We start from the raw sequence: 12,058 nt of genomic DNA, 5'->3' as shown, positions 1-12,058 counted from the left end.
CTTTTCAGCGCCACTACGGAGGTCCGTGATCAATTTTGGATGAAGCGACTTGGCCCCCTCACGTCGCCGCGCGTAAAACGGATCAGCGGCTCTAAGAATTTTCGTTCGCCACCCCAAAAAGACTTTTGCAACACAATCGTGCGTATTGCGGACTCAAGTCGGACATCGCGTGAAGTCCGAAAAGTGCCACCTCCGGACTCGTGCACCGAAACAACGGCATTCCGTGCCGCATCACTGGCAGCTCCAAACACTGCACGATGCCGGTCATTTGCCCGGTATGTCCGTGTGCTCGCGGCATGACAGGGGAGTGGTCGGAGGATCATATCGCGGACACAATTTGCGCGACCTCCGCACCGGGAGCGTGGATCGAGCCGTCTGATGCTGATAGTATGGTGTTGAGGTCCCTCCATGTTGCCGAAAACGCGATATGCGAAGAGCGGTAACGTCCACGTTGCCTACCAGGTCTTCGGCAACGGCGAGCTCGACCTCGTTTTCGTCCCGGGATTTGTCTCAAATGTCGAAATCTATTGGGAGGAGCCGCACTTCGCGCGCTGGCTCAGCAAGCTTGCCAGTTTTGCCCGCGTCATCACGTTCGACAAGCGTGGCACGGGCCTCTCGGACCGGCTCGAAGTCCTTCCGACAATGGACGAACGCATGGATGACGTGCGAGCGGTGATGGACGCGGCAGGCTCAGAGCGGGCGGCAATCTTGGGGCTGTCCGAGGGTGGCTGCCTGGCGACCTTATTCGCGGCGCATTATCCCGAAAGGTGTCGTGCACTCGTTCTCTGGGGGGCCTTCGCAAAATTCAGTTCATGGTTCCCCACGTCCGAAAAGCTCGAGAGATTCTTTGATTATGTGGAGACGGACTGGGGGACCGGAGCGAACATCGGCGTCTGGGTGCCATCAAAGAAGGACGATCCTACATTTCGGGAATGGTTCGCGAAACGCGAGCGGGCGAGCGCGAGTCCCGCCGCAGTCGTGGCCTTGATGCGTATGAACATGATGATCGATATCTCCGGGATCCTGCCCTACGTACGTGTTCCCACGCTCGTTGTTCACCGGACCAACGATACGGTCGTGAATGTTGAGGGCGGGCGGCAATTGGCCAGCAGCATCCCGAACGCCCGGCTATTGGAATTGCCCGGGATCGACCACATGCCGTTTTTGGGCGACAACGCCGATCAGCTCACAAACGAGGTCATCGAATTTCTTACGGGCGTAAGGCCTGCGATTGGTGACGAACGCATCCTCGCAACAGTCCTCCTGACCGATATTGTCGGCTCGACCAAGCACGCGGAAGCCATGGGCGACAGGCGCTGGCACGAGCTTCTCGACGCCCACAACGCTGTGTTTCGCCGCGAGTTGACGCGATTCCGGGGAGCGGAAGTCAAGACGACCGGCGACGGATTTCTGGCGACTTTCGACGGGCCGGGGCGAGCCATTCAATGCTCATTGGCGCTGATCGCCCCAGTCAGGTCGCTCGGCATCGAAATTCGGGCTGGGCTTCACACGGGTGAGGTCGAATTTGGCGACAACGATGTGCGAGGTATTGCAGTGCACGTCGCCGCGCGAGTCGCAGCGCTGGCCGAGCCGAACGAATGCCTCGTGACCCGGACCGTCAAGGATCTGGTCGCCGGCGCGGATGTCAGTTTCCTGGAACGCGGCAAGCGCGACCTCAAGGGCATCGCTGAGGCCATCGAGCTATTTGCTGTACTGCCCGGCAGATAGGGAGGTGAATTGTTACATGCCTGCTTTGGGTCATTCGCGTCGATTTTGGCACGTCCGCGTCATGTCCGGTTAGGGGCTAATCTCGGGAAGTGCCGGTGGTCGGTTTTGCCAGTTGAAGGCGTCAGTTGCGCCAATGGATTCTGGGCTCACCGCTACGCGGTGCCCCGGAATGATAATGGAGAGATTGGCTACAACCAACCGCCGGCTATTCCCTGAAAGTAATAGTCCCGGTTCGAGCCGTCATAGGCACCGAACTTCATGCAGCAGGTCTTGAAACCTGCGTCCGGAGCCGCATGGACATAGATCGTTGCGGCCGAGCTTTTCGATCAAGTCGACATCGCCATGGACGCTACGCCGTCCGCGTTTGACATGGGTTTCCGAAGGGAAGGACTTCCGCCGCTTACGCGTGATGCTGAAAGCTGGGGAGGTTTTCGAGATCGCGATGCTTGCGCATGACACTCGTCCATTGATTGTAACACGGTCTTTCTGCCGCGCGGCGTAGCTAGCATGACTTGCCGGGATTGAAAACGTCGCCAAAGTGGCGCAGCGCCGTTCGGAAACGATACGCCGCAAGAGCGGGGCGAGGTGACTTCGGAGCGCTTCGCGCCCGCTAAAGTCGACGAACCGAAGCGACGTTTACAGGAGACCACTACTACCGATTGCGCTGCTGGCCGAGCAAATCACGCATGGCTTGGTCCAGTCCTCCCGGCAAACCGCTTCGCGATTACCCCAAATCACTCCTACAACTCCCGCCATCCCGCACCCGCTGGAGGGGCGTATCGCGATCGTCACGGACGTTGGGCGCGGGAGGCGATGGACGCGGCAGCGTCAGGCGCGCAAGTGATCGCAGGGCGGGCTTCGGCCCGTGAGCGAAAGGAACGGCGCGCAGACGACCGGCGCTTAAACGCTTCAACCAGAACTTCGGTTTGGCAGCATACGGGCCGATCGAAACATTCTGGTCGAGGAAGCCGCGGACGGCCAAGCCGTGTGGTCCTGTAGTCCAGTACTTTTTTCGTTCGCAAAAGAACCGATAAAACGTAGAGAAGCCAAAGGCTTCTGCGATATTGGCTGCCAAAGACAAAGGCCCGCCCGAATGAGGCGGGCCCCAATAGGCCCTAGACCGTTCATCCCTTGAAAGCGGACGTCGAACGCTCGAACATTCACGTCCGTCAAGTGCCGATATTGTTGCAAAAGTCGATTTTCGCCGATGACCAAAATTCTGCGGGCCGTGGGCGCGACTTTCGTGTACAAGATGTGAGGGACCTCACGACCTCACGCAAAATTCACAGGCGACTTCGGTAACGCGATTGAGGTTATGCGAATCAGCGATCGCTCGCTGCTTAGCGTTGTCGCGAAAAATCTTGAGCCCTGCAACTTTCGACTTTTGCAACAATATCTGCCAGACGCGGAAATACAGAGTGGCACTGCCGCAAATGTCACCGATCGGTCGCGGAAGGGGCCGCCTCGGGGGTACTGGCGTGCGGTGGGTGTCCAAATCCGTCAGTCCCCCTTGGCGACTGCAACCGGAGGCGTAAACTACTCTGTACCCTGGAGGTATGCTTTGGGTCGCAAGCGTTTGGAGCGACGGCTCTCCGCCATTCTCGCAGCTGATGTCGCCGGCTACAGCCGGCTCATGGGCTTCGACGAAGAGGGTTCACACGTCCGGCTGAAGGACCATCTTCGCACGCTCGTCGAACCCAAAATCGCCGAACACCACGGGCGGGTTGTTAAAAACACCGGCGACGGCGTGCTGGTGGAGTTCAGCAGTGTTGTGGATGCGTTGCGTTGCGCTGTCGAAGTTCAACGCGGTATGGCCGCGCGCAATGCCGAAGTGCTTCAGGATAAACGGATTGAGTTTCGCGTGGGCATCAACGTGGGCGACGTTATCATTGAAGGAAATGACATTTATGGCGATGGCGTAAACATCGCGGCACGGCTGGAGACGCTCGCGCTCCCGGGTGGCATCTGTGTGTCGGCTCGAGTGCAGGAGGATGTGCGGAGCAAATTGGACCTTGCATTCGAAGATACAGGCGAGCATCAACTGAAGAATATCGCTTGGCCGGTGCGTGTGTATTGTGTTCGGTTGGAAGGCATGGAAGCCAAGCCACCGCCTGCACTTGCGCTCCCCGACAAGCCATCAATTGCCGTTCTGCCATTCCAGAACCTGAGCGGGGATCCGAGCCAGGAGTACTTCGCAGACGGAATTGCCGAGGAGATCACAACCGCCTTGGCTCGCCTGCGCGGCTTCTTTGTCATCGCGCGGGGTTCGGCCTTCACGTACAAGGGCAAGGCAGTGGGCCTGAAGCAGATCGGTCGCGAGCTTGGCGTGCGCTACGTTCTTGAAGGCAGCGTCCGAAGGGCTGGCGAGCGCGTGCGGATTGGCGTCCAACTGGCCGACGCCGGAACCGGACGCGAAAATCTGGGTGGAGCGCTACGAGCGAGCACTGGCCGACCTCTTTTCTCTCCAGGACGAGGTCACGGCAAGTATCGTCACCGCGGTCGAGCCGCAGCTCTACGCCGCCGAGGGCGCGCGCGTACAACAGACGCCGCTAGGTCACCTCGATGCGTGGGATCACGTCATCCGCGCTCTGCCGTTCATGTGGCGACGGACTCAGAGCGACAATGCGGCGGCGCTCGACCTCTTGTCGGCCGCCCTGCGGCTCGACCCCTCCTATGCCCGTGCGCTCGGGCTCCACGCATGGCTCAGCCTCTGGAACGCGCACGCTTTTGGGAGCGCGGGCGGGCTCGCTGCCGTACTAGCACCGGCCACCGAACGGGCGCGCGCTGCGGTGGCGATCGACCGCGACGACCCGTGGGCGCGGCTCGCGCTTGGGCTATCTCACATGCTCCGGCGCGAGCACGAGGACGCCGTCGAGGAGCTGCGCGCGGCGCTCGACTTAAATCCGAACTTCGCGCTAGGCCACTCTTTTCTCGGGCTAGCACTGGCTTACGGCGGCGACGGCGCTCAGGCTGTCGGCTACCTCGAAACAGCGATGCGTCTCAGTCCGCGTGATCCGTTCTTCTCAGTCTTCGCCGGCAGTCGCGCATTCGCGCATTTTATGGCGGGGGACTACGCGGCAGGCCTCGATTGGGGACGCCGGGCGGTACGCCAGAGCCCTGACATCTCAGGCCACTGGCGCGCGCTCGCAGTCTCGGCCACGATGCTGGGCAATCTGGAGGAGGCGGAAGAGGCGATGGCAAAGGCGCGGAAGCTCAACCCCGACTACTCAGTCGCCTGGGTGGAGCGCGCGTCCCCGTTAGTTCACGCGGCCGATCGAGCCCGCTACTGCGACATTCTCCGACCGGTAGGACTGCCGGAACAATGATCTCCCAAGCTCGCAGGTGAGCCGCTGCCCCAAAGCAGCCAAGGTCCGCTGCGGGTTAAAATGCGACTTCAGGCGGTAACCGAGCTACTTCCGCTTGTCCGCCGGCAACGGACATCGGCCAGCCCGCTCAGGAGGTCAGTTGAGGGCCAGATGCAGACGGGAATGCCCAGCGTTGAGGCGGAGCCATCGTTCGACCCTGCAAAGCTCCGCAGAAGCATTGAACTTTCATCACTTGCTAGGCTTCTTGGAGCGCGATCAACGCTGAGGGATGTCGGCAGCTGAACGAGGTGCACCATTCCCAGCACTCTTATGGCCGACACGGCCGGTCAAACTTAGGTATGCCCAGCAAAAGGTTACATACGGATCAACCTCTGTTCAGTAGTCCGACCCACCTCTCACGATTACGCTTGGTGAGGAACCTGGTAGTGGACGGCACGTGAGCCGCCCTACACTGCCGTAAGGCAAATACCAAAAGGTGAGGGACGACATGGACTCGTTGTTCGGCAATGTCGGACGCTTGATCGCCCGGCTGCAGCAGCCAGCCAGCTGTGAGCCGCCCACTCCAAACGATTTGACCGCTTTACGCGAGACCCTTCGGCCCGGCGATGTTTTGCTGGTCGAGGGCAAAGGCCGTATCTCGGGCAGCATCAAATATCTCACTCAGTCGGCTTGGTTGCATTCGGCGTTGTACGTCGGGCGGATCGCCGGCGCAGAAACCGAGCGCGAACCCCACGTCCTGATCGAAGCCAATATCGATGAAGGGGTCGTGTCCGCGCCGCTGTCGAAATATCTTCATTGTCGAACCCGCATCTGCCGGCCGGTGGGCCTCACCCAAGCGGACTGCGAGACGGTCTGCCGCTACGCTTCCGAACGCATTGGTCTCGGCTACGACTTCAAGAACGTCATCGACCTGATGCGGTATCTATTGCCAGGTCCGGTAACGCAGCGTTGGCGTCGCCGAACGATCGCGCTCGGCTCCGGCGATGCCAGCCGCATCATCTGTTCCTCGCTGATTGCGCAAGCTTTCGACGCCGTGCGTTATCCGATCCTGCCCGAGATCAAGCGCGTTGAGGGCCAGACAGGGCGGCGCGAAGTCGCCGAGATCCGTCACTCGTCTTTTTATGCGCCACGCGATTTCGATATTTCGCCCTACTTCATGGTCGTGAAGCCCACGCTCGCGCGCGGCTTTAATTACAAAGATATGCGTTGGGCCGACCTTGCCCAAATTCACTCCGCGCAGGTCACGCTCGCTCCAGAAATCAAAGGCGAGCGCGATAAGGCGGCCAGTACGCCCGAATTTCCCGGTTTCGCGACCCTCGCGGCATAGGCAAAGAAGGAGTGGCGACTTGATTGATCCAACAAGCATGGCGGACGGTTACGAGCAACCAATCAACTGGGCACGGATTGTCGTTCTTGTCGCGGTTGCGCTGCCCGTTGTTAGCTTTCTTTTGGAGAAGAGATCAGGCCCGAGCCGTCGCACGCCCCTGAAGATAGGAGAACGTGTCCGACTGAATAGCGGAAGTTCGGTCGGTTTAGTTGTTGATACTGGTGAGCTAGTGACCATCGCCTGGCCGGCAGGCGAAGCAACGTTTCACCCGGAATCTTTTCACCGCGTCTAGCGCATCGGTCAATGACTCGATGAACTTTGGCTCGCGTTTTGGCTGCGGTGTGCGCCCGCGCCTCCTCATGGTCGTCACCATTGCCGGTCTGGGATTGCTCGTACGCGCTTTCGTTTAGCGCGTGCCACAAACTTGTGGCTCACCAATTTTTCGTCCGGATATACTGTCAAGCCATGTCCCGCTGGTGCGCTTAGATTCGACACGCGTTAGCGGGGCAGGTCGCTGTCATATTGCATCACTCAAACCGGAAACGTTGTGCTTTTGAGCTAAGCAGTCGATATTCCGCTTGGCTCAAAAGCGCCGGCTTGACCCTCGACCGGCCGCTTCCGGTCTACCCCGGTGAACGGACATTCTCAGGATAGGCGGGCATGTCGCAAAGGTGCCAGATTCGGACCTTGGCTGATTCGCGAAAGTTAGCCCGCTACTCCTTTCAAAAAGCTGACCTGCGCCCTGGCATTGCCGATCGGGCGCGGTGTGAGACCGATAGCGAAGGTGCGCCTTGGCCATCAGACAAATTCGGGCTTGTGCTCAAGAGACAACGGCAAGGCACTAGCGTGTCAGGCCCCTCTCATACGAAAGAAGGCGCTCGGTCAGCCCTTCCGCATTCGACAACGCGACGAGATGACCACCGGGAATTTCCTCCACCTCCTTTCCGAGCCTTTCACGCGCGACACGCCGTTGAAATTCGATCGGGAAAAAACGGTCGTCTCTTCCCGCAAGAACATGAATGGGGATTTCGGGCCAGCGCTCGAAGCAACAGGATTCGCCGAAAACAGTCTCGGCTTCCTCGCGTGGGCGTTCCGGGCCGGCGCGCAGCACGTTCTGCGGCACGTCGTGGAGAAAGTACGTTCCCACATCGAATTCCGTCGCATAGCCGCGGCGCGCCGCAGCTTGTTCCCGCGCTTCGGCCGCTCCTGTTGCGCCCCACCAGGCACCAGCGGCCTCGCCGGGGTTGGGGATCATCGCGTTGACGAACACGAGCATCCGCACGGGCGCACGCGCGCAAACAAGGGGCGCCGTGAAGCCCGCTAGCGACTGAGCGACGAGAATAACGTCGCTTCGTTCTGCGATCGCGCGGATGACGATGTCCGCATACGCCGCGAGACCGGCGTGCCTGTCGTCGCCAGGCAGATCGATCGCGGTGGGTTCGTGCCCCGCCGCGCGAATAAGCGGAACCACGCGGTGCCAATACCAAGCCATTCCGCCTGCCCCGGGGACAAGGACGAATGATGCCATATGATCCTCCGTTGCTGACGTGTTATGCTCAACGAGCTTGGCTTGCTTGATCAGGATTGATCTTGCAATGATGTTGGCTTGTTGCGAAACCAAAGTCGAGCGGCCGGGGGCGCCGATCACTTCCGGTCGTTCCCGATAAGCGGACCTTCTCAGAGTCCGTCAGCATGTCTCAAAAGTGCTAACAGCGGAAGTCATTTGCCGAGTGAACAACCCCGAAACCCTGCCGACCTGAAATGCTCGTCCTGAGTCATTTTGGACGTCGGCGCCGCGCATTTGATCGCTCGGCGGATCGATGGATGTTCGAGCTATCTGCGGTATACTTGAATGCGGCTATCCAAATAAGCGTCCAATCATCATCACATTGAGGCCGGGGCCGGGGCACATTTGCGACAAACTTATTAATCAAGTCGCAAACTCCTTGCATCACACACCGGACCTCATCTCTCAATGAAACAAGACATCTTGCTGACGCGCTTTGCCGTGGTTGCGAGCACCGTTGCGCTTGCGCTGGGATTCGCCAATGTGTTCACCAGCATCGATCTGGGCGCGGATGGTCTCTCCATCAAGGTAATGCTCGTCATTGTCTTTAGCATTGCCTTGCTCAGTCTGTTTTACGGAAACATCGTTTATCAGTTGACGCGAATTGGTCAGCTTAAGCGTCATTTGAATTATCTGAATTGTCGCGACGAGCATTGCAATCTTGAAACGCTTTATGATGACAGCCCGACAGTAAGCATCCTTGTCCCTTCCTTTAAGGAAGAGATTTCCGTGGTCATGCAGACGATCGTGTCCGCTGCCCTGTCAGAATATCCTAATCGCAGAGTCACCTTGCTTCTCGACGATCCGCCGGCCCGTAGTGGAGCCGACTTGGTCGCAGTTTCAGCGACGCGCGAACTTATCGTCGAACTGAATGACACGTTAGCTGCGGCAGCAGAGCGATTTTGTGTGGCAGCACGCACCTATCTCGAACGTGCGTCATCAGGAACAGCAGTTATTTCGAGCGAGCGGCAGATCGTCGGGGCTCTTTTTGACGATGCCGCAGCAGTGGTGGAGGCGATCGGAAAACGCTACGTTGAACTGTCCCAGCCAGCCTTTGCCCATGCCGATGAACTGTTCGCGCGCGAAGTCATCGACCGTCTCGTCAAAAAGCACCGCGATACCGCGGCGCTTCTTCAGAACGGAAAGAGTGTTGATGCGGCGCGGATACAGCGGGAATACCGGCGACTCGCGGCGTTATTTGCTGTTCCGATCGACACATTCGAGCGCAAGCGATTTGCTAATCTCTCGCATGCGCCGAACAAGGCAATGAATCTTAACAGCTATATCGGACTGATCGGACGCACATTCTCCATCTCGAAAGGCGCCAACGGCGTTTTGCTACTAACGGAAACACCGGCGGACGAGGCGGAGATCACGGTGCCCGAAGCCGATTACATTATAACTATCGATGCCGATAGCATCATTCTTCCCGACTACGTTCTCAAGCTCGTCTCGATCATGGAAGCCGATCGGGGCATCGCTATAGCGCAGACGCCCTATTCGGCTTATCCCAATCCACCGACGGTGCTAGAACGAGTGGCGGGTGCCACCACCGATATCCAGTATCTCGTCCATCAGGGTTTCACCGCTTACAACGCTACATTCTGGGTGGGCGCGAACGCGGTTCTCCGCCGCGCGGCCTTGGACGAGATCAGGATGACGACAGAGGAGCGCGGTTACCCGATCCCGGTCTTCATCCAGGATAAAACTCTAATTGAGGACACCGGATCCACCATCGATCTCGCGGCGCGCGGATGGCGCTTGCACAATCATCCCGAGCGGTTGGCGTTTAGCGCGACCCCATCGGATTTTGGCGCTCTCGTGATCCAGCGCCGGCGTTGGGCGAATGGCGGGCTAATCATCTTCCCGAGCCTGCTCGAACTCTGGTCGAGAGGACAGGCACCTCGCGCCGGGGTACTCGAAACTCTCATTAGATCACACTATCTGCTGTCGCCGACCCTGGCGAATGTCGGGCTACTGCTGTTGCTGATCGTCCCGTTTGGAAGCGAATTTTCTAACATTTGGTTCCCGATCGCAGCAGCTCCATATTATCTGCTGTATGGTCGGGATTTAACGAGGACTGGCTACCAGTGGCGAGATCTGCTTCGGGTCTATGCGCTCACATTGCTGCTTGTTCCGGTTAACCTGGCAGGTGTCTATCGGTCGCTCGAACAGGTGGCGACAGGCCGCAAGAGTCCTTTTGCTCGCACCCCGAAGATCAAGGGCCGCACCGCTGCGCCGGCATCTCATTTGCTTGCACTCTTCGTCCTTACAGCCACTTCCATCATTTCCGCTGCCACAAACCTATGGTCTGGCAATCTCTTATTCTTCGGCTTTTGCTCGATCAACGTCAGCTTCTTCCTCTACGGCTTTCTAACCCTGATTGGGTGGCGAGAGGCTGTTGTCGACATCGCGGCGGGCTTTGCCTTGCGTTTCGGCCAAAATGACGTCGGCGCCGACGTGACAAGGCAACTCGCTAAAGAGCCAACTGTGTAGGGACAGCACCGGAGTGATGATTCGGCGGACGACGAAGGTTGCCTGGAATTCGCTTGCAGGCATGGCTGCGATGGGTGCGGTGAGTCTCGCGAGCGCCAGCGCAGAAGAGCCGCCTCGATGGTCGCTTCAAAACTCCAGCGACTTTGCTTCTTACGGAGCCTTCTATACGGACCTGACCGCGAGCTACTCTCCCTTCGGAAGCCTATGGGAGCCGGGCTGGCGCGTGCAAGGAATTGCGTCAGCGCGGCGCTATAGCTTCATCGACGTCGGCACGAAACGCGTCGGCCTCGATACAACACTCGATGCCTTGGTGGGTTACCAGTTCATCTCTAATGGCTGGTCATGGCTTGTTGCCGCGGGCCCATCGATGGTGAACGCCCACGTATATGCAGCACCTGGTCTGTTGCCATCCAATACCACCCTATACGGGATCAAAGTATTGTCTTCAGTTTACGGCAATCCGACCAGCAACACGATGTTCTACGCCCAGGCGCACTACAACACCGGGTCCGAGTTCTTCTATGCGCAGGGTAAAACGGGTATCGCCATCGCAAAAAACCTATTCGTTGGCCCTGAGGCCGCCTTTTCGGGCAGTTGGACCTATGACCAAGTTCGCGTCGGAGGCCATATTACGGGTTTTAGCTTTTTGGGCATGCAGTCCGGCGTGTCACTGGGTTTTGTCCGCGACTCTACATACGGAAACGGCTTCTATACTGGACTCAATTTTCAAGCCAGTTTTTGACCGCCGGGTTTCCCAGCAAGTGACGAACAAAGCCATTATCCAGAACCCATGGGCAAACTTGCGCAGTTTATCAAAGACCCTCGATCTCTTGCGCGGCGGATACTGCCGCGGCTGGGAACGACTGCGCCAGAAGGTAGTGGTGGCTCGGCATTGCACCGAATGAGACGATAGCGGACCGAGACCCGCATGTCTGTTAAGGGGTCAAAAGCGGAATTCAGCCTCAACACCACTGGATGCCCGGTTTACCCTCGAAAGCGGACATGATGCGCTTTGTCAGTCCGAAGCAAGAATGGCGACGCCCTTTGCCGCGTCCTCGGTTCGGATCGAATTCGTCAGCCGGGAGCTAGAGGCGGCCGGAAAAGCCAGTCTACGTTCCATTGCAGAGGCGCAGAACGAAGCCGGCATCTCGATTGCGCGTAGGCAACGTTCCGTTTGCTCGGTTCAGCGGTTGCCAGTGTCCTTTTCATCGCAAGATGGAATGGACCCGGGATAGAAGCAGCGATGCCGGACCGAATGGGCTCGCCCCAGGATGTCGCCGCAATCGTGATCATCACCACGGATACTAGGACTATGAGCACATCGGTCATGATGCGCCTCGAAAAGCGGTTCGTCATGATTTGAGCCCTCACGACTGATAAATGGGCGTGCGCAATTACAATCCTAGTTCGTCTGCAAATGGGTATGTGAACGGGAGTTCGCCGCGTAGCGGACCATCCCTTAATAGTGCAGCAGTGATCAATGATGTAGCAGCGATCCAGACATAATAAACTAGTTTGTTCATTTTCAGGGAGGATGCGCCCACAGGATGAGGTGCATCCTAAACCGGCGCTATGGTTGACGGTTCTGTTTCCGCGCGACATGCCGGACCTCAG

The 12,058-nt window shown here is 58.5% G+C and carries 10 protein-coding genes; 6 read left to right on the top strand and 4 right to left on the bottom strand.

Features of this window, described 5'->3' with window-relative positions; genetic code table 11:
* Positions 1 to 408: 408 nt before the first annotated feature.
* Positions 409 to 1,728: an adenylate/guanylate cyclase domain-containing protein gene (locus tag IVA95_RS22950; RefSeq protein WP_247512557.1), complete on the top strand. Its 1,320-nt coding sequence runs from the start codon at positions 409 to 411 to the stop codon at positions 1,726 to 1,728.
* 240 nt (positions 1,729 to 1,968) lie between these two features.
* Here IVA95_RS22950 and IVA95_RS39055 read toward each other — a convergent pair whose 3' ends face one another.
* The 3 genes from IVA95_RS39055 to IVA95_RS22935 form a co-directional block, all read right to left on the bottom strand.
* A complete protein-coding gene (locus IVA95_RS39055) occupies positions 1,969 to 2,187 on the bottom strand; it encodes an SEC-C metal-binding domain-containing protein (RefSeq protein WP_247512560.1) in 219 nt (72 codons plus the stop codon).
* Between the two features lie 1,195 nt (positions 2,188 to 3,382).
* Complete coding sequence (locus IVA95_RS22940; protein WP_247512556.1) at positions 3,383 to 3,766, bottom strand: hypothetical protein; 384 nt, start codon at positions 3,764 to 3,766, stop codon at positions 3,383 to 3,385.
* Positions 3,767 to 3,865: 99 nt separating this feature from the next.
* Positions 3,866 to 4,117, bottom strand: coding sequence for a hypothetical protein (locus IVA95_RS22935; protein WP_247512555.1), 252 nt, complete (start codon positions 4,115 to 4,117; stop codon positions 3,866 to 3,868).
* On the opposite strand from IVA95_RS22935, the gene IVA95_RS22930 reads away from it, so the two are divergent.
* The 3 genes from IVA95_RS22930 (at position 4,107) to IVA95_RS22920 (ending at position 6,673) form a co-directional block, all read left to right on the top strand.
* Positions 4,107 to 5,054, top strand: coding sequence for a tetratricopeptide repeat protein (locus IVA95_RS22930; RefSeq protein ID WP_247512554.1), 948 nt, complete (start codon positions 4,107 to 4,109; stop codon positions 5,052 to 5,054). The two genes, IVA95_RS22935 and IVA95_RS22930, sit on opposite strands and share 11 nt — an antisense overlap.
* A gap of 487 nt (positions 5,055 to 5,541) precedes the next feature.
* On the top strand, positions 5,542 to 6,381 hold the full coding sequence (locus IVA95_RS22925; protein WP_247512553.1) for a YiiX/YebB-like N1pC/P60 family cysteine hydrolase: 840 nt from the start codon (positions 5,542 to 5,544) through the stop codon (positions 6,379 to 6,381).
* A gap of 19 nt (positions 6,382 to 6,400) precedes the next feature.
* Positions 6,401 to 6,673 (top strand): hypothetical protein, encoded by a 273-nt coding sequence (locus IVA95_RS22920; RefSeq protein ID WP_247512552.1) that lies wholly within the window; start codon positions 6,401 to 6,403, stop codon positions 6,671 to 6,673.
* 549 nt (positions 6,674 to 7,222) lie between these two features.
* Here IVA95_RS22920 and IVA95_RS22915 read toward each other — a convergent pair.
* Positions 7,223 to 8,029 (bottom strand): alpha/beta hydrolase, encoded by an 807-nt coding sequence (locus tag IVA95_RS22915; RefSeq protein WP_247512551.1) that lies wholly within the window; start codon positions 8,027 to 8,029, stop codon positions 7,223 to 7,225.
* Between the two features lie 327 nt (positions 8,030 to 8,356).
* Between IVA95_RS22915 and IVA95_RS22910 the strand changes: the two genes are divergently transcribed.
* Together IVA95_RS22910 and bcsS are read left to right on the top strand one after the other, a co-directional pair.
* Entirely contained in the window at positions 8,357 to 10,444 is a 2,088-nt protein-coding gene (locus IVA95_RS22910; protein ID WP_247512550.1) for a glycosyltransferase, read from the top strand.
* 16 nt (positions 10,445 to 10,460) lie between these two features.
* On the top strand, positions 10,461 to 11,186 hold the full coding sequence (gene bcsS, locus IVA95_RS22905) for a cellulose biosynthesis protein BcsS (RefSeq protein WP_247512559.1): 726 nt from the start codon (positions 10,461 to 10,463) through the stop codon (positions 11,184 to 11,186).
* The last annotated feature ends 872 nt before the right edge of the window (positions 11,187 to 12,058 follow it).

The sequence above is a fragment of the Bradyrhizobium sp. 157 genome (genome assembly GCF_023073815.1).
GTDB lineage: Bacteria > Pseudomonadota > Alphaproteobacteria > Rhizobiales > Xanthobacteraceae > Bradyrhizobium.
Note: the sequence above shows the minus strand (reverse complement) of the source record. Positions and strands in the feature narration are given on the sequence as shown.